General features: G+C 67.9%; 21 protein-coding genes and 3 pseudogenes. 12 read left to right on the forward strand and 12 right to left on the reverse strand.

Annotated features, from left to right (window positions below; translation table 11 throughout):
* Positions 1-23 precede the first annotated feature (23 nt).
* The 3 genes from hrpB to meaB form a co-directional block, all read right to left on the reverse strand.
* Positions 24-2432 (reverse strand): ATP-dependent helicase HrpB, encoded by a 2409-nt coding sequence (hrpB, locus tag MBELCI_RS01910; RefSeq protein ID WP_021692449.1) that lies wholly within the window; start codon positions 2430-2432, stop codon positions 24-26.
* 146 nt (positions 2433-2578) lie between these two features.
* Positions 2579-2869 (reverse strand): 50S ribosomal protein L28, encoded by a 291-nt coding sequence (rpmB, locus tag MBELCI_RS01915; RefSeq protein ID WP_021692450.1) that lies wholly within the window; start codon positions 2867-2869, stop codon positions 2579-2581.
* A gap of 123 nt (positions 2870-2992) precedes the next feature.
* Positions 2993-3991 (reverse strand): methylmalonyl Co-A mutase-associated GTPase MeaB, encoded by a 999-nt coding sequence (gene meaB / locus MBELCI_RS01920; RefSeq protein WP_021692451.1) that lies wholly within the window; start codon positions 3989-3991, stop codon positions 2993-2995.
* Positions 3992-4130: 139 nt separating this feature from the next.
* Here meaB and MBELCI_RS01925 point away from each other — a divergent pair, with 139 nt between their 5' ends.
* From MBELCI_RS01925 to MBELCI_RS20660, 3 genes and pseudogenes are all read left to right on the forward strand, one after another.
* Entirely contained in the window at positions 4131-4397 is a 267-nt protein-coding gene (locus MBELCI_RS01925) for a hypothetical protein (RefSeq protein WP_045319585.1), read from the forward strand.
* A 135-nt stretch (positions 4398-4532) separates the two neighbouring features.
* Positions 4533-6329, forward strand: a pseudogene (lepA, locus tag MBELCI_RS01930) (translation elongation factor 4).
* Between the two features lie 67 nt (positions 6330-6396).
* The gene (locus MBELCI_RS20660) at positions 6397-7299 is read left to right on the forward strand and encodes a BRCT domain-containing protein (RefSeq protein WP_131505497.1); all 903 of its coding nucleotides are present in this window, start codon (positions 6397-6399) and stop codon (positions 7297-7299) included.
* Here MBELCI_RS20660 and MBELCI_RS22445 read toward each other — a convergent pair.
* The 3 genes from MBELCI_RS22445 to MBELCI_RS01940 all read right to left on the reverse strand — a co-directional run bounded on the left by MBELCI_RS22445 (position 7296) and on the right by MBELCI_RS01940 (position 8360).
* The gene (locus MBELCI_RS22445; RefSeq protein WP_369385337.1) at positions 7296-7412 is read right to left on the reverse strand and encodes a DUF3072 domain-containing protein; all 117 of its coding nucleotides are present in this window, start codon (positions 7410-7412) and stop codon (positions 7296-7298) included. The genes MBELCI_RS20660 and MBELCI_RS22445 overlap by 4 nt on opposite strands.
* Entirely contained in the window at positions 7373-7522 is a 150-nt protein-coding gene (locus MBELCI_RS01935; RefSeq protein WP_021692457.1) for a DUF3072 domain-containing protein, read from the reverse strand. Before MBELCI_RS01935 ends, MBELCI_RS22445 begins: the two co-directional genes overlap by 40 nt.
* 88 nt (positions 7523-7610) lie before the next feature.
* Positions 7611-8360 carry an alpha/beta fold hydrolase gene (locus tag MBELCI_RS01940; protein ID WP_021692458.1) on the reverse strand — a complete coding sequence of 250 codons (750 nt, stop codon included), beginning with the start codon at positions 8358-8360 and terminating at the stop codon, positions 7611-7613.
* Between the two features lie 85 nt (positions 8361-8445).
* Between MBELCI_RS01940 and MBELCI_RS01945 the strand changes: the two genes are divergently transcribed.
* Positions 8446-8820 carry a hypothetical protein gene (locus tag MBELCI_RS01945; RefSeq protein ID WP_021692459.1) on the forward strand — a complete coding sequence of 125 codons (375 nt, stop codon included), beginning with the start codon at positions 8446-8448 and terminating at the stop codon, positions 8818-8820.
* Between the two features lie 16 nt (positions 8821-8836).
* Here the strand turns inward: MBELCI_RS01945 and glyA are convergent, their stop codons facing one another.
* Positions 8837-10132 carry a serine hydroxymethyltransferase gene (gene glyA, locus MBELCI_RS01950; RefSeq protein ID WP_021692460.1) on the reverse strand — a complete coding sequence of 432 codons (1296 nt, stop codon included), beginning with the start codon at positions 10130-10132 and terminating at the stop codon, positions 8837-8839.
* 171 nt (positions 10133-10303) lie between these two features.
* Here glyA and MBELCI_RS01955 point away from each other — a divergent pair.
* Positions 10304-11067, forward strand: a pseudogene (locus MBELCI_RS01955) (NAD kinase).
* A 7-nt stretch (positions 11068-11074) separates the two neighbouring features.
* Here the strand turns inward: MBELCI_RS01955 and MBELCI_RS01960 are convergent.
* The 3 genes from MBELCI_RS01960 to MBELCI_RS01970 all read right to left on the reverse strand — a co-directional run bounded on the left by MBELCI_RS01960 (position 11075) and on the right by MBELCI_RS01970 (position 15703).
* The gene (locus MBELCI_RS01960) at positions 11075-12982 is read right to left on the reverse strand and encodes an AMP-binding protein (protein WP_021692463.1); all 1908 of its coding nucleotides are present in this window, start codon (positions 12980-12982) and stop codon (positions 11075-11077) included.
* A 154-nt stretch (positions 12983-13136) separates the two neighbouring features.
* Entirely contained in the window at positions 13137-15437 is a 2301-nt protein-coding gene (locus MBELCI_RS01965; protein WP_045319596.1) for an NADP-dependent malic enzyme, read from the reverse strand.
* A 65-nt stretch (positions 15438-15502) separates the two neighbouring features.
* The gene (locus MBELCI_RS01970) at positions 15503-15703 is read right to left on the reverse strand and encodes a hypothetical protein (RefSeq protein ID WP_021692465.1); all 201 of its coding nucleotides are present in this window, start codon (positions 15701-15703) and stop codon (positions 15503-15505) included.
* 128 nt (positions 15704-15831) lie between these two features.
* On the opposite strand from MBELCI_RS01970, the gene MBELCI_RS01975 reads away from it, so the two are divergent.
* The 7 genes and pseudogenes from MBELCI_RS01975 (at position 15832) to MBELCI_RS20925 (ending at position 21827) form a co-directional block, all read left to right on the forward strand.
* On the forward strand, positions 15832-16224 hold the full coding sequence (locus MBELCI_RS01975; protein ID WP_021692466.1) for a cytidine deaminase: 393 nt from the start codon (positions 15832-15834) through the stop codon (positions 16222-16224).
* Complete coding sequence (locus tag MBELCI_RS01980; RefSeq protein WP_021692467.1) at positions 16224-17528, forward strand: thymidine phosphorylase; 1305 nt, start codon at positions 16224-16226, stop codon at positions 17526-17528. The genes MBELCI_RS01975 and MBELCI_RS01980 overlap by 1 nt, the downstream gene beginning before the upstream one ends.
* Positions 17525-18732: pseudogene (locus tag MBELCI_RS01985) on the forward strand (phosphopentomutase). The gene MBELCI_RS01980 and the pseudogene MBELCI_RS01985 overlap by 4 nt, the downstream one beginning before the upstream one ends.
* Complete coding sequence (locus MBELCI_RS01990; protein WP_021692469.1) at positions 18729-19715, forward strand: adenosine deaminase; 987 nt, start codon at positions 18729-18731, stop codon at positions 19713-19715. Before MBELCI_RS01985 ends, MBELCI_RS01990 begins: the two are co-directional and overlap by 4 nt.
* Entirely contained in the window at positions 19712-20353 is a 642-nt protein-coding gene (gene upp, locus MBELCI_RS01995) for a uracil phosphoribosyltransferase (RefSeq protein ID WP_021692470.1), read from the forward strand. Before MBELCI_RS01990 ends, upp begins: the two co-directional genes overlap by 4 nt.
* A gap of 65 nt (positions 20354-20418) precedes the next feature.
* The gene (locus MBELCI_RS20920; RefSeq protein ID WP_021692471.1) at positions 20419-21243 is read left to right on the forward strand and encodes a hypothetical protein; all 825 of its coding nucleotides are present in this window, start codon (positions 20419-20421) and stop codon (positions 21241-21243) included.
* A 101-nt stretch (positions 21244-21344) separates the two neighbouring features.
* Entirely contained in the window at positions 21345-21827 is a 483-nt protein-coding gene (locus MBELCI_RS20925) for an SPOR domain-containing protein (RefSeq protein WP_021692472.1), read from the forward strand.
* A gap of 85 nt (positions 21828-21912) precedes the next feature.
* Here MBELCI_RS20925 and MBELCI_RS02010 read toward each other — a convergent pair whose 3' ends face one another.
* Together MBELCI_RS02010 and MBELCI_RS02015 are read right to left on the reverse strand one after the other, a co-directional pair.
* A complete protein-coding gene (locus MBELCI_RS02010) occupies positions 21913-22923 on the reverse strand; it encodes a hypothetical protein (protein ID WP_021692473.1) in 1011 nt (336 codons plus the stop codon).
* Between the two features lie 210 nt (positions 22924-23133).
* A complete protein-coding gene (locus MBELCI_RS02015; protein ID WP_021692474.1) occupies positions 23134-25335 on the reverse strand; it encodes a 3-hydroxyacyl-CoA dehydrogenase NAD-binding domain-containing protein in 2202 nt (733 codons plus the stop codon).
* Between the last annotated feature and the right edge of the window lie 51 nt (positions 25336-25386).

Consider the following 25386-nt stretch of genomic DNA (forward strand, 5'->3'; position numbering starts at 1 on the left):
GCACGATAGCCGCGACGTCGGAATCAGGTCCCGCGCGGCTTGGCGCGCAGGGTCGGCGCCGCCTCGGTCGGGTCTTCGGGCCAAGGGTGGCGGGGATAGCGGCCGCTCATATCACGGCGCACATCCGCATAGGAGCTGGCCCAGAAGCCGGGCAGGTCGTCGGTGACCTGCACCGGCCGCCCGGCGGGCGAAAGGAGTGTCATCTTGAGAGGCGTGCCGCCGACGGTCGGGTGCCGCGTGACGCCGAACACCTCCTGCAGCCTGAGCGAAACCGCGGGCTGCGCGTCGTCATAATCGATCGGAACCTGCCGCCCCAGCGGCGTGGTGAAGCCCGGCGGCGCCTCGCGGTCGAGCGTCTGGGTCTGGTTCCAGTCGAGCATCGCGCGCCACGGCCCGAGCAGGTCGAAACCCTTCCAGTCGCCCGCGCTCCTCACGTCACCGAGGAACGGCAGCAGCCAGTCCTCCAGCGTCTCCATGAGGGTGTCGTCCGACAGGTCCGGCAGATCTGCGCCGCCCGCGCGCACCAGCAGGACCCGGGTGCGAAACCGCTCGGCGGCGGGCGAGGGGCGCAGGCCGAGCTGGCGCACGCCGATCAGCATGGCGCGGGCAACCTGATCCTCGGGGGCGTCGCGCCAGATCCGGTCCGACAGGGCGATGGCGCCGAGACGCTCCTGCAATCGCGCCACGACACGGTTCTCGCGCTTGGACCAGTCGCAGAGCGTCACCTCGGCGATGCGGTCGGGAAAGATCTCGCGCAGCTCCGCCTCCTCGATCCGCGCCGCCATGCGGAGCCGCGCCTCGGGTACGTCGTCGGAGAGATCCGTTGCCACGATCAGCCGGGCGCCCGCAAGCGGATCGGTCGCTGCCATCACCGCGCCGCGCCCGCCCGACAGCAGCCAGCGCGGATCGTCGCCCGGCCGGCGCAGCCCGATCCGGTCGGGATAGGCGAGTGCGGCCATCGCGCCGGGCGACATTTCGGGACCCGTGGCGCGGCCCCGCGACAGGCGTTTCGCCTCGTCGCGGATGCGGGCGAGCGCGCCCATGTCCGGGCCACCGGGCAGGTCGCGCCGTCCGGCGATGGCGGCGAGGCGGACGGAGAGGTCGGCCCCCGCGCCGCGCATCGGGTCGCGCTCGCCCATGAGAGCGGCGAGAGGGGCCGCCTGCGCGCCCGCCAGTTCCAGCATATGGCCCAGCCGGGGATGCAGCGGCAGCCCGGCAAGGCGGCGTCCATGCGCGGTGATCGAGCCCGCACCGTCGAGCGCGCCCAGATCGCGCAGGAGCGCCTGCGCCTCGGTGAGGGCGGGGCCGGGCGGCGGGGTCAGGAAGGGCAGGGCCTCCGAGCCCCATTGCGCCAGTTCGAGCGCCAGCGGCGCGAGGTCGGCGCTGGCGATCTCGGGCAGGGGAAAGGCTGCGAGCGCGCCCTCCTCGCCACGGGTCCAAAGGCGATAGGCGACGCCGGGGGCGACCCGGCCGGCGCGGCCCGCGCGCTGATCGGCCTCGGCCCGCGTGGCCTTTTCCGTTACCAACCGCGACATGCCCGATCCGGGGTCGAAACGGGCCCGGCGGGCGCGGCCCGCATCGACGACGACGCGGATGTCGGGGATCGTCAGCGAAGTCTCGGCGATGGAGGTCGCCAGCACCACCCGTCTGCCCCTCCCCGGCTCCAGCGCCGCGGCCTGTTGGGCGGGCGGCAGCGCACCATAAAGCGGCAGCACCTCGCAACCCGAGAGGCGCGACGTCAGCAGCCCCTGAACCCGCCGGATCTCGCCCTCGCCGGGCAGGAACACCAAGATCGAACCTTCAGCCTCGGCGGCGGCCCGGACCACGAGGTCGGCGGTCTCCGTCTCAAGCCGTGCGCGCGGCCCGAGCGGGCGGTCGAGCCAGCGCGTCTCGACCGGAAAGCTGCGGCCTTCGGAGACGACGACCGGCGCGCCCATCAGATCGGCCACGGGCTGCGCGTCGAGCGTGGCCGACATCGCCACGAGCACCAGATCCTCGCGCAGCGCGGCCCGGATTTCGAGGCACAGAGCGAGGCCGAAATCGGCGTTGAGAGAGCGTTCGTGGAATTCGTCGAAGATCACCGCGCCGATGCCCGAAAGCTCGGGGTCCGATTGCACCATCCGCGTCAGGATGCCTTCGGTCACGACCTCGATCCGGGTGCCCTTGGAAACCTTGGCCTCGCCACGGATGCGAAATCCGACCGTCTCGCCGACCCGTTCGCCCAGCGTCGCGGCCATCCGCATGGCTGCCGCACGGGCGGCGAGGCGGCGCGGCTCGAGCATGATGATGCGCCCCGTGATCCTTGGCAGCATCGCCAGCGGCACCCGCGTCGTCTTGCCCGCGCCGGGCGGGGCCATCAGCACCGCCTGTCCCTTGCGCTTGATCGCGGCGAGCAGGTCGGGCAGGGCATCGTCGATCGGCAGTCGGGTCATGGCGCGCCTCGGATCGGCCGGGTCTGGGACGCTGCCCCCGCCGCCCGTCGGCGGCTCCCCCGGAGTATTTCAGGTGCAAAGTCGCATGTGAAAAGGCCCGGCGCCTCGCGAGAGGGCCGGGCCTTTCTGATCGCGATCCGAAAGGATCAGGCGTTGGCGGCAGCGGCCTTCGCGAGCTCTTTCTTGACCTTCAGAGCGGCGTCCGACAGGTCCTCGGCCTTTGCTTTGGTCAGGAAGGCGTCGAGCCCGCCACGGTGATCGACCGAGCGCAGCGCATGCGAGGAGATGCGGAACTTGAAGCTGCGGCCCAGCGTGTCCGACAGCATCGTCACATCTTGCAGGTTGGGCAGGAACCGGCGACGGGTCCTGTTCTTGGCGTGGCTGACATTGTTGCCAGTCATCGGGCCTTTTCCGGTCAGTTCGCAACGGCGCGACATGGTCTCATCCTTCGTGTCTCGGGGCCTGGCAGAAATCCGCGCCCGGGGGCAGGGATACGGCGTCGGCAACGGGGCCGGGCCATGAATTCGGTCAGGGGGCCTTACGGGGATTCCATGGCCCCGTCAAGCGCCCCGCAGCGCCCGCGCGAGTGGATCGAGCACCGTGCGTGCTGCCGCCGAGGGGGCCGCGCGCCCCGCCTCGACCTCGGCACGCATCTTCCCGAGCCGGGCCGCGAGAGCGGCGTCCGAGGCCAAGAGAGCCTCGACGCCCGCGCGCAGCTCGTCTTCGAACCACTGGCCGGCCTGCGCCGACCGCATCCGCGCCGTCACACCGCTGTCGCGCCGCCATGCAGCCAGTCGCTCCACCTCGGCCCAGGCCTCATCCAGCCCGGCGCCGGTGAGGGCCGAGATCGTCCGTGCCGCCGGAATGCCCTCGGGGTCGGTGTCGCGCCCGCGCATCAGTCGCAGCGCGCCCGCGTAATCGGCCCGCGTGCGCATCGCCTGCGCCGCGAGATCGCCATCGGCCTTGTTGACCAGCACCAGATCCGCGATCTCCATGATGCCGCGCTTCACGCCCTGAAGTTCGTCGCCACCGGCGGGGGCGAGCAGCAGGAGGAACACGTCCGTCATGCGGGAGACCAGCGTTTCGGACTGGCCCACACCGACCGTCTCGGCGATCACCACATCGAAGCCCGCCGCTTCGCAGAGCAGCATCGCCTCGCGGGTGCGCCTCGCCACGCCACCGAGCTGCGCGGCGGCGGGGGAGGGGCGGATGAAAGCGCAACTCTCGCGGCTCAGCTGCTCCATCCGGGTCTTGTCGCCCAAGATCGAGCCGCCCGAGCGCGCCGAGGACGGATCGACCGCCAGCACCGCCACGCGTTTCCCGGCGTCAACCAGCCGCAGGCCCAATGCCTCGATCACGCTCGACTTGCCGACGCCCGGCGTACCGGACAGCCCGACGCGCAACGCCGCGCGCGATGGGTCCGCCAGACGGTCGAGCAGCGCCTCGGCGGCGGCGCGGTGATCGGTGCGGGTGCTCTCCACGAGCGTGATCGCCCGCGCCAGCGCCCGTCGTTCGCCCGCGACCAGACGCGCGGCCAGATCCTCGATCTCGATGCTCATGCCCCGTTGTCGCGGGGCGGCCGCGCTCTGTCCAGCCTCAGCGGCAGATTGCCTCGGCCCGCTCGGCAAAGGCCTTGTAGCGGCGCCAGAACGCCGCGGTGCCGTCGCCTGCCGGGTATCCTGCGCCTTTTGCGGGTCCTTGAAGAACTTCGCCGCCCGCCGCTGCTCGCTCCCCGAGAGGGTCGCGTCGGCCGCGCCCTGGACGCAAGAGCACAGCGAGGCATTGGCCGCCGGCCTGCCGCTTGCCTCGCAGGCGCGGCTGATCGCCCCGGAGGGCCGCCCGCTGCCGCAGGCCGCCAGCGCCGAAAGCGCGATGATGGAAATGATGATGCGCATGCCCGTATCCCCGTCCGACCGGCCCGGGTTGACCCGGATCGCGGTGCTGCTCTGCCGGGGCACAAGATGACGCAAGCCGGAGCGCTGTGCAATTCGACCACGCGGCACTGCATCGGGGTTTGCCTCACGATGGCGTGAGCGGATGCGCGCGGCCCGCCCGCGCGGCCCCATTGACCGAAACACCGAACCCCTGCATATGCGGGCCATGACCGAGCTTTCGCACATCCGCAACTTCTCCATCGTGGCGCATATCGACCACGGTAAATCGACGCTTGCCGACCGGCTGATCCAGTCGACCGGGACGGTGCAGGACCGCGAGATGAAGGCCCAGCTGCTCGACAGCATGGACATCGAGCGCGAGCGCGGCATCACCATCAAGGCGCAGACCGTCCGCATCGACTACAAGGCGCTCAATGGCGAGACCTATGTTCTCAACCTGATCGACACGCCCGGTCACGTCGATTTCGCCTATGAAGTCTCCCGCTCGATGCGCGCGGTCGAGGGCTCGCTTCTCGTGGTCGATTCGACCCAAGGGGTCGAGGCGCAGACGCTCGCCAACGTTTACCACGCGCTCGACGCGGATCACGAGATCGTCCCGGTCCTGAACAAGATCGACCTGCCGGCCTCGGAGCCCGACCGGATCAAGGAGCAGATCGAGGACGTGATCGGCATCGACGCCTCCGAGGCGATGCTGGTCTCTGCCAAGACCGGCGAGGGCATCCGCGAGACGCTCGAAGCCATCGTCCACCGCCTGCCCGCGCCCAAGGGCGACCGCGACGCGCCGCTCAAGGCGATGCTGATCGATTCGTGGTACGACCTCTACCTGGGCGTCGTGGTTCTCGTGCGGATCATGGACGGCGTGCTCAAGAAGAACGACCGCATCACCTTCATGCAGAACGGCACCATCCATCAGGTCGACCGGATCGGCGTGTTCAAGCCGGGCATGCTCCCGGTCGAGGAGCTGGGGCCGGGCGAGATCGGCTTTCTCACCGCCTCGATCAAGCAGGTGCGTGACACCAAGGTCGGCGACACCATCACCCACGAGAAGAAGGGCGCGACGACGCCGCTGCCGGGCTTTGCGCCTTCGGTGCCGGTGGTGTTCTGCGGCCTCTTCCCGGTCGATTCGGCCGAGTTCGAGGATCTGCGCAACGCCATCGAGAAGCTGGCGCTGAACGACGCCTCCTTCTCCTACGAGATGGAGACCTCGGCAGCCCTCGGCTTCGGCTTCCGTTGCGGTTTCCTCGGGCTCTTGCACCTCGAAGTCATCCGCGACCGGATCGATCGGGAATACGACATCGACCTGATCACCACCGCGCCCTCGGTGGTCTATCACGTGCACATGCGCGACGGCACGATGCAGGAGCTGCACAACCCCGCCGACATGCCCGACCTCACCCATGTCGATCATATCGAGGAGCCGCGGATCAAGGCGACGATCATGGTCCCCGACGACTATCTGGCGACGTGCTCAAGCTGTGTCAGGACCGGCGCGGCATTCAGCAGGAGCTGACCTATGCGGCTCGCGCCCGCTGGTGGTCTATGACCTGCCGCTCAACGAGGTGGTGTTCGACTTCTACGACCGGCTGAAATCGGTGACCAAGGCTACGCCAGCTTCGACTACCAGATCACCGGCTACCGGCAGGACAACCTCGTGAAAATGTCGATCCTCGTCAATGACGAGCCGGTCGACGCGCTGTCGATGATGGTGCACCGCGACCGGGCCGAGATGCGGGGCCGGGCGATGGTGGAAAAGCTCAAGGAGCTGATCCCCCGCCACATGTTCAAGATCCCGATCCAGGCCGCGATCGGCGGCAAGGTCATCGCCCGCGAGACGCTTTCGGCGATGCGCAAGGACGTGACGGCCAAGTGCTATGGCGGCGACGCGACCCGAAAGCGCAAGCTGTTGGACAAGCAGAAGGCGGGCAAGAAGAAGATGCGCCAGTTCGGCAAGGTGGACATTCCGCAGGAGGCGTTCATCTCTGCGTTGAAGATGGATAGTTAAACTTATAGTTGACTACCTATAGTAGTATGAAGCAACCTCCAGCTGTATGGCTGGAGGTTTTTTTTTTATGACTAAGTTCGAAGTTGGAAGCCCTATCCTTGCCAGGATTCATAACGAGAGAAACTTAACAAAAGGCGAGTGCTACTTTGTGGGATTTCTTGAAGGGGTTCTTGCGAATAAGAGAATAGACAATACGGAAGTTGAGCCGTTACTCGAAACATGCCAAGCATTCTGTGAAAACTTTAATGATGACGATGCGCGTGAGATTCTAACTGAAGCTGCTCAGGACTATGTCGACACTGTTTCTGAACTACTGCAGCTCATAGGTTGCATTGTTGAGTGTCGTCTAGGAAAAATAGATACAACTTGCCCAAAAAGCAGCGCAAATAGATTATTAGGATTTTGTGCCGGGGTGGCATGTGATGGCGTGATCACCATCAATGAGGTTCGCTCTCTGCTTGACCGGTTGAGTGCTCCATCTGATTTGCAGGAAGATTTAAGGGTGACGGCACTAAAACGCATATGCGCAGAGGCACTTGAAGACGACTTAGTCGACAGCGATGAGGAAAGGGAGATCGCTGATTGGATAGCAAGGCTCGTAGGGGATAGTTACAGCGACACTGGCCTTACGACTTTTGGTTCATCTCCGGTTCTCGATGATAATGTGGAGTTCGATTTATCGAATCTTCATAGGGATGAGGTATTTGTCCTGACGGGCAACTTTGAAGCATGTTCACGAGCAGATTTTGCCGAAGCCTTGAACGCTAGGGGTCTGAATCAAGCTAGAAGCGTCAGTAAAAAAGTGTCCTATGTTATTGTGGGGAATGAAGCTGCCCGTGATTGGCGTCTAGCATCAATGGGAACGAAGATGCAGAGAGCATTTCAATTGAAAAGTCAGGGGCATCCGATCAAAATCGTCAGCGAATCCAAGTTTCGGAAACTATTCGAAGGAGCGGGGCTTGGGGCCTAACCGTATATCGATCTTTCACCCCGCCCACTCTTCTCCTGCAACGCATCGATCCGCTCGCTGGCCTCGGCCTTGGTTAGCCCGTCGTCGAACGCCTCACCGGCCTCCTCGGACAGCGTCTTGAGATAGCTCGCCTGCGCGCGGTCATCTTCTCGTCGCCGGTCACCCAATCCTCGGGGTTCTTCTCGGCGTTACCCTGCGGATGGCTCTTGGGGTTGTCGGTCATGATACGATCTCCTGTCTTGGTGTTCGTATAATGTTCCGCACTCGAAAGCGTTCCCCGCGCCGATGATCACACCGGCGCGAGGCGGGCCTCAGCCTTCCAGAAAGCCCCTCACCGCCACCTCTACCTCGCGCGGCTTTTCCGCGTGCAGCCAGTGCCCGGCGCCCTCGATCACTTCGAAGCTGGGCTCCGCGAACAGCGCCCGGATCGCGTCGTGGTGGTCTTCGGTCACGTAAGACGAGTTCGCCCCCGACAGGAACAGGGCAGGGCCAATGAACCGCCCCTCGACCTGCGGGAAACCGAGGATCGTCTCCATGTCGCGCTCCAGCACGTCGAGGTTCAGCTTCCAGCGCTTTTTCGACAGATCTAGCGATTGCAGGAAGAACGCCGCCGTCGCGGCCTCCAGATCGCCCATCATCTCGGCGGCGTCGGACCGGCTGGCGATGGCCTCCAGATCGACCTGTTTCATCTTGCGGATGTTGTCGATCTGGTCGTGGCCGTATTCGACAGGGGCGATATCGGCCACGACGAGGCGGCGGACGAGGTCGGGGCGGGTGAGGGCGAGGACCATGGACGCCTTGCCGCCCATGGAGTGACCCAGCACGTCCGAGGCCCCGTGATGCTCCAGCACCTCGGCCAGATCCTCGGCCATGCCGAAGTAATCATGGCTCTCGGTCCAGTGGCTGTCGCCGTGGTTGCGCATGTCGACCGAGATCACCTGCCGGTCGGTGCCGAGGCGGCGCGCGATGACGCCCCAGTTGCGAGCCGAGCCGAACAGGCCGTGGACGATCAGGAGGGGCGGGCGGTCGGAGGGCTCTCCGGTGAGGATGGTGTTGAGCATGAGAGAGGTTGTAGCGCATGCGCCCGATGACGCCAGCCCCCACACCGCCCATTGAGTGCCGGGGCCGGGGGCGCTAACAAAAGGGATGGACCGCACCACGATAACCGGCTGGACGCGCGAGATTTCCCGGCTTCTGTCTGACAGGGCAGGGGTCGAGGGGCGCAGCCTTGGCGACCGGCTCGACCGCGCCGCCCCGGCGCTGCCGCCGGAGATCCTGTCACGCGCGCGCTTTCTCGCCGCCGCCGAGGCCGTGGCGCGGATGCCCGGACGGGCCGAGGCGATCGACATGGAGCGGGTCGAGACGGCCTATGTCACCGTGCAGAGCTGGCTCATGGCCGAGGAGCCGGACGAGCTGCGCCACGCGCTGCGCCGGGCCTTGTGGATCAGGCGGGCGCGCTCGGCCGCCACGATCCTCATCGCCGCGCTGATCGCGGGCGTGCTGTGGCGCGAGGTCCTGTGACCCCGCGCCCGCGTCTTCAGAGGTTCGGGTAGAGCGGGAACCGCTCGCACAGCGCCTCGACCTCGCCGCGCACCTTGGCCTCGACATCCGCATTGCCCTCGGCGCCGTTCGCCGCCAGCCCGTCGACCACCTCGACGATCCAGTCGGCGATCTGCCGGAACTCGTCCTCGCCAAAGCCGCGGGTGGTGCCCGCGGGCGAGCCCAAGCGGATGCCCGAGGTCACGGCGGGTTTTTCGGGGTCGAAGGGGATGCCGTTCTTGTTGCAGGTGATGTTGGCGCGGCCCAGCGCGTCCTCGGTCGCGTTGCCCTTCACGTTCTTGGGCCGCAGATCGACGAGCATCAGGTGACTGTCGGTGCCGCCCGTCACGATGTCGAGCCCGCCCCTCATCAGCTGATCGGCGAGCGCCTGGGCGTTCTTGACCACCTGCTCCTGGTAGGTCTTGAACTCGGGACGCAGCGCCTCGCCGAAGGCCACGGCCTTGCCGGCGATGACATGCATGAGCGGGCCGCCCTGAATGCCCGGGAAGATCGCCGAGTTGACTTTCTTGGCGATGGCCTCGTCATTGGTGAGGATCATGCCGCCGCGCGGACCGCGCAGTGTCTTGTGCGTGGTGGTGGTGGCGACATGCGCATGCGGGAAGGGCGAGGGGTAGAGCCCCGCCGCCACGAGACCCGCGAAGTGGGCCATGTCGACAAGCAGCCACGCCCCGACGCTGTCGGCGATCTCGCGCATGCGGGCGAAATCGATGATCCGCGGAATGGCCGAGCCGCCGGCGATCAGCATTTTGGGCTGATGCTCGGTGGCGAGCGACTGGATTTGGTCGTAGTCGATCTGCTGGTCCTGCTGGCGCACGCCGTACTGGATCGCGTTGAACCACTTGCCCGACTGGTTCGGCTTGGCGCCGTGGGTCAGGTGCCCGCCCGCGTCGAGGCTCATCCCGAGGATGGTGTCGCCCGGCTGCAAGAGCGCCTGAAACACGCCTTGGTTCGCCTGTGAGCCGGAGTTCGGCTGCACGTTGGCAAAGCCGCAGTCGAACAGCTGCTTGGCACGGTCGATGGCGAGGTTCTCGGCCACGTCGGCAAACTCACAACCGCCATAGTAGCGACGGCCCGGATAACCTTCGGCGTACTTGTTGGTGAGCACCGAGCCCTGCGCCTCAAGCACGGCGGCCGAGACGATGTTCTCGCTCGCGATCAGCTCGATCTCGTGGCGCTGACGGCCAAGCTCATCGGTGATCGCGCGGGCGATCTCGGGGTCGCGGGTGGCGAGCGTTTCGGTGAAAAAGCCGTCGTCGCGGGTGGAAGCGGTCATCTCGGACACCTCGTGAGGGGTTGCGTCGCGGCACTCTTAACCCAGCGACAAGGGGGCCAAAAGCCCCGAAACCGTCGCAGCGGGGGCCGTTCGCGGCGCGGCGGCGCGCGGCTTGCCTTTCGGGGGCGGCTGTCGGACAACCAATCGGCAGCATCGGGGGGAGACAGGGACTTGGGCATCGACCGCATCGCCTTTCTGGCCAGCGAGACCCCCGTGGCGCAGGAGACCCGCGAACGGCTCGCCGCGCGCTACGGGGACAGCCCGCTCGACGAGGCCGACATCGTCGTGGCGCTCGGCGGCGACGGCTTCATGCTGCAGACGCTGCACGCGACCGAAGGGCTCGATCTGCCGGTCTACGGTATGAACCGCGGCACCGTCGGTTTCCTGATGAACGCGTTCTCAGAAGACGACCTTCCCGAGCGGCTCGCCGCCGCCGAGGAGGCGATCATCAACCTCTCGCCATGACCGCCGAGACCGTCTCGGGCGAAGTGCATCGGGGCCTCGGGATCAACGAGGTGAGCCTTTTGCGTGCAGGGCCGCAGGCCGCGAAGCTCAAGGTGATCGTCGACGGGCGGGTGCGGCTCGAGGAGCTGGTCTGCGACGGCGCGATGCTGGCCACGCCCGCCGGATCGACGGCCTACAACTACTCCGCCTACGGGCCGATCCTGCCGATCGGGGCCGACGTGCTGGCGCTCACCGCGATCGCGCCGTTCCGGCCCCGGCGCTGGCGCGGGGCGCTGCTGCCCACCGCCGCCACGGTCCGCTTCGAGGTGCTGGAGGCCGAGAAGCGCCCGGTGATGGCCGATGCCGACAGCCGCCTCGTGCGCGACGTGATCGCGGTCGAGATACGCTCCGAGCCACGGGTGCGGCACCGGATCCTGTTCGATCCGGGCCACGGGCTCGAAGAACGCCTGATCCGCGAGCAATTCGCCTGAACCGGTCTCAGCCCGCCGCGGCTTTCGAGGCGCCATAGCCCAGCGGCGCCATCGCGGCGCGCAACTCGTCGAGGATCGCCGGATCGTCGATCGTGGCGGGCATGGCGAAGTCCTCGCCATCGGCGATCTTGGCCATGGTGGCGCGCAGGATCTTGCCCGAGCGCGTCTTGGGCAGCCGCTCGACCACCACCGCCAGCTTGAACGCCGCCACCGGGCCGACGCGTTCGCGCACGAGGTCCACCGCCTCACGCAGGATTTCCTCGGCCGGGCGGGCGCAGTTGCGGTTGAGGCACAAAAAGCCCATTGGCAGTTGACCCTTGAGCGGATCGGCCACGCCGATCACCGCGCATTCGGCCACGTCGGGATGATCGGCCAGCACCTCCTCCATGCCTCCGGTCGAAAGACGATGCCCCGCCACGTTGATCACGTCGTCGGTCCGCGCGAGGATCGACACGTAGCCATCCTCGTCGATCAGCCCCGCATCGCCGGTGGCGTAATAGCCGGGATAGGTCGAGAGGTAGCTGCGCTGATAGCGCGCCTCGTCGCCCCAGATGCCCGACAGCGTGCCGGGCGGCAGCGGCAGCCGGATCGCCACGGCCCCCAACTCGCCGCGCGGCTTGTCCCGGCCGCCCTCGTCGAGGATATGCACGTCGTAACCCGGCATCGGCACGGTCGAGGAGCCGTCCTTGACCGGCAGAGCCTCGATCCCCACCGGATTGCCGGTGATGGTGTAGCCGGTTTCGGTCTGCCACCAGTGGTCATAGACCGGAACCCCCGCCACTTCGCGGGCCCAGGCCACCGTGTCGGGGTCGGCCCTTTCGCCCGCGAGGTAGATCGCGCGCAGGCCCGAGAGGTCGTGCGCCCTGGCCATCTGGCCTTCGGGATCCTCGCGCTTGATCGCGCGCAGCGCGGTGGGGGCGGTAAAGAAGGTGCGCACCTTGTTGCGCGCGATGACCCGCCAGAAGGCCCCCGCATCCGGCGTGCCCACGGGCTTGCCCTCATAGACGACGGTGGTGTTGCCATGCAATAGGGGCGCGTAGCAGATATAGCTGTGGCCCACGACCCAGCCGACGTCGGAGGCGGCCCAGAACACCTCGCCGGGGGCGGTGTCGTAGATGTTCTTCATGGTCCAGTGCAGCGCCACGAGGTGCCCGCCGGTGGGGCGCACCACGCCCTTGGGCTTACCGGTCGTGCCGGAGGTGTAGAGGATGTAGGCCGGGTGGTCCGCCTCGACCGGCACGCAGTCGGCAGGCTCGGCCTCCTCCTGAAAATCGTGCCATTCGATGTCTCGGCCATGCTCGATCTCGGCCATGGCCTGCGGGCGTTGCAGGATCACGCAGAACTCGGGCGCGTGTTCGGCTTCGCGCAGTGCCTGATCGAGCAGCGGCTTGTAGGGGACGACGCGGTGCGGCTCGATCCCGCAAGAGGCGGCAAGGATCGCCTTGGGGCGGCAATCGTCGATCCGTACCGCCAGCTCGCGCGCGGCGAACCCGCCGAAGACGACGCAATGGATCGCCCCGATCCGCGCGCAGGCCAGCATTGCCTCGAGCGCCTCGGGGATCATCGGCATGTAGATGACGACGCGGTCGCCCTTTCCCACACCGCTCGCCTTGAGCGCGCCCGCAAGCCGCGCGACGCGGCCCAGAAGATCGCCATAGGTTATCTCGGTACGGCTTTCCGTCACCGGGCTGTCATGGATGATGGCGATGTCATGCGCGCGCCCCTCGGCCACGTGCCGGTCCACCGCGTTGTGACAGCCATTGACCAACCCGTCGGAATACCACGCGTACAGGGGGGCGTTCTCGTCCGAAAGCGCCCGGCTCGGCGGGCGGTGCCAGTCGATGGCCTGGGCCGCCTGCAACCAGAACCCCTCCGGGTCGGCGCGCCAGCTCTCGTAGACTTCCGCGTATGTCATGTCCGTCCTCCCTCGAGGCGGAATCCTACGCCCGCCCAAGGGGTTCGGGCAAGCGTCACGAGCGTCGCGCCCGCCTGGATCGGATGCGGCGGGCCGGAGAAGTCGCGTATTCGGAGAGTGAGTTGCGGGGGAGGGCGCGCCTCCCCTCGCAGGTTCAGCCGTAATGGGCGACGGGTGTGCCCGCGATGGCCGACATGTTGAGAAGGCCGCGCGCCGTGATCGAAGGCGTCACGATATGCGCGCGGTTGCCCAAGCCCATCAGCAGCGGTCCGACCTCGAGGCCCGCGCCCTTCATCTTGAGGATGTTTCGCACGCCCGACGCCGCGTCGGTGTTGGCAAAGACAAGGCAGTTGGCTGCGCCGTCGAGCCGCGCGCCGGGAAAGATCCTCTCGCGCAGAGCCGGGTCGAGTGCCGCGTCGACATGCATCTCGCCCTCATAGGCGAAGTCGCGGCTCTCGGCGTCGAGGATCTCGAGCGCGGCGCGCATCCGGCGGCCCGAGGAGATGTCGAGATTGCCGAACTGCGAATGCGAACACAGCGCGATCTGCGGCACGATGCCGAAGCGGCGGATATGGCGCGCGCAGCCAAGAACCGTCTCGGCGATCTGCTCGGGCGTGGGCTCGGCATGAACCTGCGTGTCGGCCACGAAGAGCGGCCCATCCTCGAGGATCATCAGCGACAGCGCGCCCACGGGACGCAGGTCGGGCGTGCCCAGCACCTGCGTGACGTAGTTGAGATGCCACAGATATTGACCGAAGGTGCCGCAGATCAGGCTGTCAGCCTCGCCGCGCTGCACCATCACTGCGCCGATGGCAGTGGTGTTGGTGCGCATCACGGCGCGCGCGATGTCGGGGCTGACGCCGCGACGGGCCATGATCTCGTGATAGCTGCCCCAGTAGTCGCGATAGCGCGGGTCGTTCTCGGGGTTCACGATCTCGAAGTCGATGCCGGGGCGGATGGTGAGGCCCGCGCGCTCGCAGCGCGTCTCGATCACGTCCGGGCGGCCGATCAGGATCGGCGTGTCGGTGGTCTCCTCGATGATCGCATGCGCGGCGCGCAGCACCCGCTCGTCCTCGCCCTCGGCAAAGACGATCCGCCGCTCGGCGGAGCGGGCCGCGTCGAAGACAGGCCGCATCAGGAGCGCCGATTTGAACACCGAGCTGTCGAGCCGGGCCTTGTAGGCCGCCATGTCGTCGATCGGCCGCGCCGCGACGCCGGTTTCCATGGCCGCGCGGGCCACGGCCGAGGCGACGACGCCCATCAGCCGCGGATCGAAGGGCTTCGGGATCAGGTAGTCGGGCCCGAATGTCAGCTGCTCGCCGCTATAGGCGGCGGCGGCCTCGGCGGAGGTCGTCGCACGCGCCAGCGCCGCGATGCCCTCGATGCAGGCGATCTTCATCTCGTCGTTGATCGTCGTAGCGCCGACGTCGAGCGCGCCGCGGAAGATGAACGGGAAACACAGCACGTTGTTGACCTGGTTCGGAAAATCCGACCGGCCGGTGGCGATGATGGCGCCGGGCTTCACCTCTCGGGCGAGGTTGGGCATGATCTCGGGCGTCGGGTTGGCGAGCGCGAAGATGATCGGACGTTCGGCCATGCGCCCGACCATCTCGGGCTTGAGCACGCCGGGGCCCGACAGGCCGAGGAACAGGTCGGCGCCGTCGATCACATCTCCAAGGCCCCGCGCACCGCCGGGCTGCGCATAGGCGGCCTTCTGCGGCGTCATGTCCTCGGTCCGGCCCTCATGGACGAGGCCCGCGAGGTCGCACAGGAACACGTTCTCCCGGCGGACGCCGAGCTTGAGCAGCATGTCGAGACAGGCGATGCCGGCAGCACCCCCGCCGGTCGAGACGACCTTGATCTCGTCGAAGGACTTGCCCGCCACGCGCAGCGCGTTGGTGGCGGCGGCCCCCACGACGATCGCGGTGCCGTGCTGGTCGTCGTGAAAGACGGGGATGTTCATCCGCTCGCGGCAGATCTTCTCGACGATGAAGCAGTCGGGGGCCTTGATGTCCTCGAGATTGATCGCGCCGAAGGTCGGCTCCAGCGCGCAGACGATCTCGGCGAGCTTTTCTGGATCGCTCTGGTCTAGTTCGATGTCGAAGCAATCGATATCGGCGAATTTCTTGAAGAGCACCGCCTTGCCCTCCATCACCGGCTTGGAGGCCAGCGCGCCGATATTGCCCAGCCCCAGTACGGCGGTGCCGTTGGTGACGACGGCGACGAGATTGCCGCGAGAGGTGTAGTCGCGCGCCGTGTCGGGGTTTGATTTGATTTCCAGACAGGCTTCGGCGACGCCGGGGGAGTAGGCGCGGGACAGATCCCGTCCATTCGCCAGCGGTTTCGTGGCGCGGATCTCGAGCTTTCCGGGCTTGGGCAGCCGGTGATAATCAAGCGCGGCCTGCCGCAGGCTGTCGGAGCCCCCGCGGGCGGTGTCGTCGGTGCTGTCGGCCATCGCGTCGTCTCTCCCCTGATCGGAATGGTTCAGCATTAAACCTTTCCGAAGGGGACGCGAAAGTCCTATCGCTTGTCGATTTGTTCCTGAAGCACGCTTATCCGCTCATCGGCCTGCCGCTCGGTCAGGGAGGCATCGAACTCCTCGCCGGTTTTGTCGCACAGATCGCGCAGCAGCACCGCCTGCTTGGGGTTCATCGGCGCGTCGGGATCGTCCGGCGTGCGCGCCTCGGTTTCGGGCAGAACGGCCTTGGTGGGCTCGATCATCCTGTCTCCCTCCATATGGGCTACCAAGGGCAAACCCCTGCGCGAGGGGAGGGGTTCCGCGAGGGCGGACTTGCATCATGTGGGGCTGCGCGACACAGTTTCCGGCAAACCCCGATGGAGGCCCACCCATGTCGCTGGTCGATGACGCGCGCGCCGTGCGCGAGAACGCCTACGCCCCCTATTCCAATTTCAAGGTCGGCGCCGCGATCCGTGCGACCTCGGGCGCCGTCCATCTCGGTGTCAATGTCGAGAATGTCGCCTATCCGGAGGGGACCTGCGCCGAGGCGGGCGCCATCGCCGCGATGATCGCCGCGGGCGACAATGAGATCGCCGAGGTGGCGGTGATCGCCGACAGCCCGGTGCCGGTCTCGCCCTGCGGCGGCTGCCGTCAGAAGCTCGCCGAGTTCGGGCGCGGCGACGTGAAGGTCACGCTGGCCACCACCGACGGCACCACCAGCGAGACGACGCTGGGCGCGCTGCTGCCCGGCGCCTTCGACCAGCACCAGATGGAACGCGCCTGATGGAGGCTCGCCGCCTCATCGCCGCGTTGCGCCGGGGCGACACATTGCCGCCCGAGGCCATCGCCGGTTTCGTGCGCGGGCTCGCCGACGGCACCGTCTCCGACGCGCAGGCCGGGGCGTTCGCCATGGCCGTCTGCCTCAAGGGTCTGGGCGAGGCGGGGCGCGTCGCGCTGACCACCGGCATGCGCGACAGCGGCGACCGGCTGCGCTGGAACCTGCCGGGGCCGGTGCTCGACAAGCATTCCACCGGCGGCGTCGGCGATCCGGTATCGTTGCTGCTGGCGCCCGCGCTCGCGGCGTGCGGCGTCTATGTCCCGATGATCTCGGGGCGGGGTCTGGGCCATACCGGCGGCACGCTCGACAAGCTCGAAGCGGTGCCGGGGCTGTCGACGCAGGTGGACGAGGAGAAGTTGCGCCAGATCACCCGCGACGTAGGCTGCGCCATCGTCGGCGCGACGGACCGCATCGCACCCGCCGACAAGAGGCTCTATGCGATCCGCGACGTGACCGGCACGGTGGACAGCGTCGATCTGATCACCGCCTCGATCCTGTCCAAGAAGCTCGCCGCCGGGCTCGAGGGGCTCGTGCTCGACGTCAAGGTCGGCTCGGGCGCCTTCATGAAGTCCGAAGGCGAAGCCCGCGCGCTGGCCGAGGCGCTGGTGGCGACGGCGAACGGCGCGGGCTGCCCGACGGCGGCCTTCCTGACCGACATGGACGAGCCACTGGCCCCCGCTTTGGGCAATGCGACTGAGATGGCGGTGATCTTGCGGGTGCTCTCGGGCGACCGGCTCGCGGCACCGCGCCTGCACGATCTCACCGTGGCGCTGGGCGGGCGGCTCATGGCGCTGGCCGGCGGGGCGGAGGGGGAGGGCGAAGAGATGATTGCCCATGCCATCGCTTCGGGCCGGGCGCTGGAGACGTTCTCGGCGATGATCCACGCGTTGGGCGGGCCGGGCGACATGGCCGGAAACTGGCGCTCCCATCTGCCGAATGCCCCCTTGATCCGCGACGTGACCGCCCCCGAGGCCGGGCACCTGGCGGCAATCGACGGCGAGGCGCTGGGCCATGCCGTCGTGGGGCTTGGCGGTGGACGAAGGGTCGAGACCGACCGGATCGACCCGGCGGTGGGGCTGTCCGACATGGCCCGGCTGGGCACAAAGCTCGGCTCTGGCGACCTGCTCGCGCGCATTCACGCGGCGAGCGAAGAAGCCGCCGACCGCGCCGAGGCGGCGCTGCGCGAGGCCATCGTGATCGGCGATGCGCCTCGGATCAATGACCTCGTCCGAGGGAGGGTGGACCCATGACGCGCGTTTTTCTTCTGGTGATGGACAGCGCCGGCATCGGCGGCGCGCCGGATGCCGCCGACTTCTTCAACGGCGACACGCCGGATACCGGCTCCAACACCATCGGCCATATCGCCGAGGCCTGCGGCGCGGATCGGGCCGAAGAGGGCCGCACCGGACCGCTGAAGCTGCCGACGCTCGATGCGATGGGGCTGGGGCGCGCCATTTCGTTGGCCTCGGGCCTCGACGCGCCGGGCCTCGGGGCGGAGCCTCGGGCGCCTGGGGTGCCGCGACCGAGGTGTCGAACGGCAAGGACACGCCCTCTGGCCATTGGGAACTGGCGGGCGTGCCGGTGCCGTGGGACTGGCACTATTTCCCCAAGGAGGTCCCGGCCTTTCCGACCGAGGTGAGGCGCCTCCTGATGCAGGCGGCGGGCACCGACGGGATCCTTGGCAACCGCCATGCCAGCGGCACCGTCGTCATCGACGAGGAAGGCCCCGAGCATATGCAGACCGGCTGGCCGATCTGCTACACATCCGTTGACAGCGTGCTGCAGATCGCCGCGCATGAAGAGCGCTTCGGCCTCGATCGGCTTTTAAAGATGTGCCGCGCCGTTGCGCCGATGCTGCACGACATGAAGGTCGGCCGCGTCATCGCCCGACCTTTCGTCGGCGACGAGACGACCGGCTTCACCCGCACACCGCACCGCCGCGATTTCGCCATCGCGGCACCGGGTCTCACGCTGCTCGACTGCGCGCAGGCGGCGGGCCGCGACGTGCATGCGGTGGGCAAGATCGGCGACATCTTCTCGATGCGCGGCATCACGGATCTGCGCAAGGGGCCGGACGACAAGCTGATGGAACACCTGTCGGATCTGGTGGACGAGGCCGCCGACGGCGCGCTCGTCTTCGCCAACTTCGTGGAGTTCGACACCAATTTCGGCCACCGCCGCGACGTGTCGGGCTATGCGCGCCATCTCGAATGGTTCGATGCCGAACTTGGCCGCATCCTGCCGCGCCTGCGTGAGGGCGACCTCGTGATCGTCACCGCCGATCACGGCAACGATCCGACCTTTATCGGCACCGACCACACGCGCGAGCGGGTGCCGGTGCTGTGCCACGGCCTTGGCGCGCGCGAGCTTGGCCTGATGGGCTTTGTCGATGTGGGCAAGCTGGCCGCGCGGCATCTCGACATCCCCGCACCCGACCCGGAGGCGACCCCATGAGCTACCGTTCCCTGCCCAAGGTCGAGTTGCACCTGCATCTCGAAGGCGCGGCACCGCCCGCCTTCATCAAGGGGCTGGCCCGCGAGAAGCATATCGATATCGACCGTATCTTCGATGAACGCGGCGGCTATGTGCGCGGTGACTTCGACTGGTTCCTCAAGGCCTATGACGCGGCCTGCACCGTGCTGCAGAGCCCCGAGGATTTCCGCCGCCTGACCCTCGCGGTGCTCCAACAGAGTGCTGCGCAAGGTGTGGTCTATACCGAGTTCTTCCTGTCGCCCGATTTCTGCGGCGGCGGCGATCTCGCGGCGTGGCGCGATTACCTCGATGCCATGGTCGCGGCCTCGGACGAGGCGGAGCGCGATCTTGGCATCGCCTCGCGAGGCATCGTCACCTGCCTGCGCCATCTGGGCCCCGAGGCCGCCAAGCCGATCGCGCGTTGCGCCGCCGAAACCAAGGGCCGTTTCATCACCGGCTTTGGTCTTGCCGGGGCCGAGATGATGCACCGGCCCGGCGATTTCACATGGGCTTACGACGCCGCGCGCGAGGCGGGGCTGCAACTCACCGCTCATGCGGGCGAATGGGGCGGGCCGGACATGGTGCGCGAGACCGTCGATCTTTTGGGCTGCGAACGCATCGGCCATGGCATCAACGCCGTCTCGGACCATGCGCTGTGCGATCACCTGATCGAGCGGGGCGTCACGCTCGAGGTCTGCCCGGTGTCGAACCTCGTTCTGGGCGCGGTGAAGGATTGGAAATCACACCCGATCGAGGAGTTGCGCCATCGCGGGCTTCGCGTCACCGTCTCGACCGACGACCCGCCCTGGTTCGGCACCACGATGACCCATGAATACGAGATGCTGGAGCGGCATTTCGGCTGGGAGGAGGAGCGGCTGGGCCTCTCCAACCGCATTGCCGCCGAGGCGGCCTTCTGCGACGAGGACACCCGCGCGCAGGTCCTGAAGAAACTGGAGGCGGCATGAGCCATACCGACCAACATCTGACCGTCGTCACGCATCCGCTGGTGCAGCACAAGCTGACCCTGATGCGTCGAACCGACACCTCCACCGCGAGCTTCCGGCAGCTTCTGCGCGAGATCAGCCTGCTGCTGGCCTACGAGGTCACGCGCGACCTGCCGATGACCACGACGCGCATCGACACGCCGATGCAGCCGATGGACGCGCCCGCGATCGAGGGCAAGAAGCTGGCGCTGGTGTCGATTCTGCGCGCGGGCAACGGGCTTCTCGACGGCATTCTCGAATTGATCCCTTCGGCGCGCGTCGGCTTCGTCGGTCTCTACCGCGATCCTGAAACGCTGCAGCCGGTGGAATACTACTTCAAGGTGCCGAGCCATCTCGACGAGCGGCTGACCATCGCGGTCGATCCAATGCTGGCCACCGGCAACTCCTCGGTCGCGGCGATCGACATGCTCAAGAAGGCCGGGGCCAAGGACATCATCTTCCTGTGCCTGCTCGCGGCACCCGAAGGCGTGGCGCGGATGAAGGAGGCGCATCCCGACGTGCCCATCGTCACCGCCGCGCTCGACGAGCGGCTCAACGATCACGGCTATATCGTGCCCGGATTGGGGGATGCGGGTGACAGGATGTTCGGTACCAAGTAGCGGCAAGCTTTACACAAAAGCGGCCCTGTAGCATTCTGCCGAAAACTCCGGAGGCAGGGGCCAGCATGATCAGGACATTCCTCGCCGTCTCGGCGGCGGCACTCGCCGTCGCGGGACAGGCTGTGGCGCAGGACAGCATCCCGGCGGAGTTCCCGCCCGAAAGCTACAGCGCCAACCAGTATGTCGACAGCGAGGGCTGCGCCTTCATCCGCGCGGGCATCGGCGGCATGACCAACTGGATACCGCGCATGAACCGCAACCGCGAACCCCTGTGCGGCTTTCAGCCCAGCCGCACCGCCGCCGCGGATCTGCCCGTGATCCCCGATCCGGTGCCCGAGGGCCGTGCCGCCGCAGCCACGCCTGCGCCCGCCGCGAAACCCCCGGCCCCCCCCGCACGCGCCGCCCCGGCGCCCACCGCGCCAGCCCGCGCCGCGCCGGTCTCGGCACGAGTGCGTACACCGGAACCCGATGTCGCGCGCACGGCACCGCCGGCGCTGACCCGCGCGGCCTTCTGCAACGGGCGCAGCGGTCCGCAACCGGGCTACGTCAGCAACATGACGGGCGAGACCATCGTATGCGGTGCACCCCGCCGATCCGACCCCGCCGCGCCGTTGCGCGGGGCCTACACGCTGGCCGCCGTCTGCGCCGACATGGCCGCAACGGGGCGCCGCTACGTGCTGCAAGGCAGCGGGGAGCCGGTAAGTTGCGGCCCGCAGCGCGCCACGGCGCAGGTGCCCGGCGCGCGCCTCGCCGCGACCCGCCTGCCGGTGGCCCCCTCCGGTCCCGCCACCGGGCTGCGCCCGGTGCTCCGGTCGCCGCCGGACGGGGGCCGGTCATCGCCTCGGCCGCCGGGCGCTGCGATCTCGGGCCGGACTCGGGCCATGCGCTGATCGGCGCGGGGGACCACCCGCGCCGCTGCGGTCCGCAGGCGCAGTCGCCCTCGGGCCTAGGCAACGCCGCCCGGATCGAACCGCAGGGCGCGGTCGGAGCGATGGCCTTCCTCGCTCCGCAGAGCGAGGCGCTGCGACGCGCGGCGGCAGCCGTGCCGCTGCCCGATCCCGTCGCGCCGCCGACCGGCTATGTGAGCGCATGGGATGACGGGCGGCTCAACCGCAACCGCGGCGTTCGCATCGTCGAGCGCGCGGGCGCGGGACAGGTCCGCGCGCCGGTCCTCGCGGCCCCCGTCACGGTGCCGACAGCGCTGGTCGGGCGGGTATCGAGCAGCTCCGCCCCCGCGTCCAAGCCTGTCGCGACGACCACGGGGCGCTTCGTGCAGGTTGGAAGCTATGCCGAGGCCGCCAATGCCGACCGCGCCGCGGCGCGGCTGCGGGTGATGGGTCTGCAGGTCGCGCGCGGCCAGAGCGGTGGCCTGCAGATCGTCGCGACCGGCCCCTTTGCCGAAGGCGCGCCGCTGGCCCGGGCGCTGGGTGCGGTGCGGGCGGCAGGCTACCGCGACGCCTTCGCGCGCAATTGAGACAGGGATAGTTCCGCGCGCGGCCAAGGCCGCGAAGCCTTTCGGTGAAAATTGGTTGAGGGTTCTGAAGCCTTCGATTGGGGGGTCAGCCCCGGCAGATGCCCTGCAGGCTGACCCAGTCGCCATCCGACACGACCGGTCCCGCGCTCGCCGCGGGTTCGGCGGCGACCAGAACCGCCGACACCGCGCCGTCGGGATCGGTGGCGCGCGCCCAAGGCCCGATCGGCACGCCAGCGGCCGCGAACTCCTCGAGGAGCAGCGAATCATCGGCGCGCGGCGCGGGGGTCTCAACGAGATGGACCGCCTGCGCTTGCAGCGTTTCGGTCGGGATGTCGCCGGTGGTCAGCAGCTTGAGCACGGTGCCGAACCCCGCCTCGCGCAGCAGGTCGTCGAGCGGATCATGCTCCTCGCGGCTTGCGACCGTGGCCAGGACATGCCCCGCGATCTCCGCCGGCTCCTCGGCATCCTCGACCAGTTCCTGCGGTAGCACGATGATGCCGCCCGGTAGGTAGAGCGGACCGGCGAGCCCCTCGGGAACCACCACGATCTGTCCACCGCCCTGACCCAGAAGCCGGTCGCGCATCCGCCCCAGCGCCTCGCTGCCCAGAGGGTCGCGGCAGGTCGGGCCGGTGATCTTCTGCACCATGCCCAGAAGCGTCGCACCCAGTTCGGATCGCTTGCCCGGCGGCACCACGCTCAGGGTCTGCTGCATCAACGCGCCGGGTAGCCAGAACACGGCCAGCCCCAGCCCGAGCACGATGCTGCCGGCGATCATGCCCTGTCGAAGGCGGCCCGGCCGCGGCTCGCGCGCGGCGACGGCGCGACGCACCTTTTCCAGCGCGCCGATCATCGTGTCGTCCTCGATCTCGAGCGTCTCGCTCGCCTCGGCGTCAGGCGCATAGATCGCGGGGCGTTCGGAGGGGTTCATCCGGTGCAGCGCGGGCAGGGACCAATGCGTCACCGGCAGGCCGGTCTCGTCCGAGAGCACCAAGGTTGCCTCGCCGAAGGAAATCGTCACCGGACGCGGCTCCGCCCCCGGTTCGGAGAACCAGACGCCTTCCGTCTCCAGCCGAGCGAATTCCTTGAGTGCGGTCATCGTTCCCTTCGCGGCCCGAATGTCCCGGCCAGCCGTTTCGGTCAACATAGCCCCCGGGTCGGGCGAGGAACAGGGGCTGCGAGAGGCCGTGGCCCGCCCGACGCACCATAATGGGGGAGGCTACAGGACTGAGGTTCCCGGCCGGAAGAACAGGCGCGATCGGGCAAGGGCCCGCGACGGGAAAAGGGTGTCGCGGGCCCCATTCAGGCGTCAGGCAGCGCGCGCGGCGCGGCCGTCGCCGTAGCGGTCGTAGAAGGCCGCCCCCGACTGCGCCATCTCGCGCAGAAGGGCCGGACAGGCGAAGCGGTCGCCATGCGCGGCGGCGAGTGCGTCGCAGCGCTCTGCGGCAAAGCCCGCGCCGATCATGTCGAGCCACGAGAACGGCCCGCCCGACCACGGCGCGAAGCCCCAGCCGAGAATTGCCGCCACGTCGCCTTCGCGGATGTCGGTCAACACCCCGTCCTCGAAGGCGCGCACCGCTTCGAGCACCTGCGCGAACAACAGCCGCTGCTGCACTTCGACGAGATCGGGTTGCTCGTCCGAAACCGTGTAGCGCTCCGACAGCCCGTCCCAGAGGCCGCTGCGCTGGCCCTTTTCGTCATAGGCGTAGAAGCCCGATTTCGACTTGCGGCCCATCCGGCCCTGATCGGCCATCCAGAACAGCACCTCGTCCACCGCCTCGTCAGGATAGGCATCGCCCATCGCGGCCTTGGTGGCCTTGGCGATCTTCACGCCGAGATCGATCGAGGTCTCGTCCACGAGCTGCAGCGGACCCAGCGGCATGCCGACAAGACGCGCCGCGTTTTCGATCAGCGCGGGCTCGACCCCTTCGGCCACCATGCGGATGCCCTCGTTGATGTAGGGGATGATGCAGCGGTTGGCGTAGAAGAAGCGTGCGTCGTTGACGACGATCGGCGTCTTGCGGATCTGGCGCGTGAAGTCGAGCGCCTTGGCCACGGCAACATCACCGGTCCTTTCGCCCTTGATGATCTCGACCAGCATCATCTTGTCGACCGGCGAGAAGAAGTGGATGCCGATGAAGCGGTCGGGGGCGTCCGACGCCTTGGCCAGCTCGGTGATCGGCAGGGTCGAGGTGTTGGTGGCGAAGATGCAGTCGGGGCCGACATGGGCCAGCACGTTCCGTGTGACCTCGGCCTTGACGCCGATATCCTCGAACACGGCCTCGACGATCAGATCGCAGCCCGAGAGCGCGGCGTAATCGGTGGTGGCGGTGATGCGCGACAGCACCTCTTCCTTTTTCTCGGTCGTCACCTTGCGGCGCGAGATGCCCTTGTCGAGCAGCCCTTCACAATGGGCCTTGCCGCGATCGGCGGCGTCCTGGGCGGCGTCGATCAGCACCACATCGATGCCCGCATTGGCCGAGACATAGGCGATGCCCGCGCCCATCATGCCCGCGCCGATCACGCCGACCTTGCGCACCGTCTGGTCCGGCGCTTCGGGGCGGTTCGCACCCTTTTCCAGCGCCTCCTTGTTGAGAAAGAGCGAGCGGATCATCGCGGTGGAGGAGGGGTCCATCAGCACCTTGGTGAACCAGCGCGCCTCGATCCTGAGCGCGGCGTCGAAGGGCACGAGCGCGCCTTCGTAGACCGCCGAAAGGAGCGCCTTGGCCGCCGGATAGACGCCTTGGGTTTTGCCATGCACCATTGCGGAGGCACCGACGAAGGTCATGAAGCCCGCCGGGTGATAGGGCGCGCCGCCGGGCATCTTGTAACCCTTGGCGTCCCACGGCTTCACGAGATCCGCATCCTTGGCCTGCAGCACCCATGCCTTGGCGGCGGCGAGCGGGTCCTCGACCACCTCGTCGATCACGCCGAGCGCCTTTGCCTTCTTGGGGTCGTTCATCTTGCCTTCGAGCAGCAAGGGCGACGCGCCCATCGCGCCGAGCTTGCGCACGAGGCGCGTGGTGCCACCGGCGCCGGGAAAGATGCCGACCATGATCTCGGGCAGGCCGATCTTGGCCTTGGGATTGTCGGCGGCAAAGATCCGGTGGCAGGCCAGCGGGATCTCCAGACCGATGCCCAGCGCGGTGCCGGGCAGGGCGGCGGCGATCGGCTTGCCCCCCTTGTTGGTCTTGGGATCCATCCCAGCGCGCTCGATCTTGCGCAGCACGCCATGCATGCGCATCACGCCTTCGAACACGGCGCGGGCGGGCTCGTCGCCGCCCGATTGCTTCATCCCGGCGATCACGCCGAGATCCATGCCGCCGGCGAAATCCTTCTTTCCGGAGGTGATGACGATGCCTTTCACGGCCTCGTCGGCCAGCGCCTCGTCGATCAGCGCGTCGAGCTCCTCGAAGCCCTGCATCGACATGACATTCATGGAACGTTTCGGCACGTCCCAAGTGATGACGGCAACGCCGTCGGCGTCGCGCGCAAGCGTGAAATCGGTCATGACGACCTCCCTATCGCAGGAACTTTGGGGGAAAGACGACGCGGCTGCCGC

The organism is Limimaricola cinnabarinus LL-001, assembly GCF_000466965.1.
GTDB classification, from domain to species: domain Bacteria; phylum Pseudomonadota; class Alphaproteobacteria; order Rhodobacterales; family Rhodobacteraceae; genus Limimaricola; species Limimaricola cinnabarinus.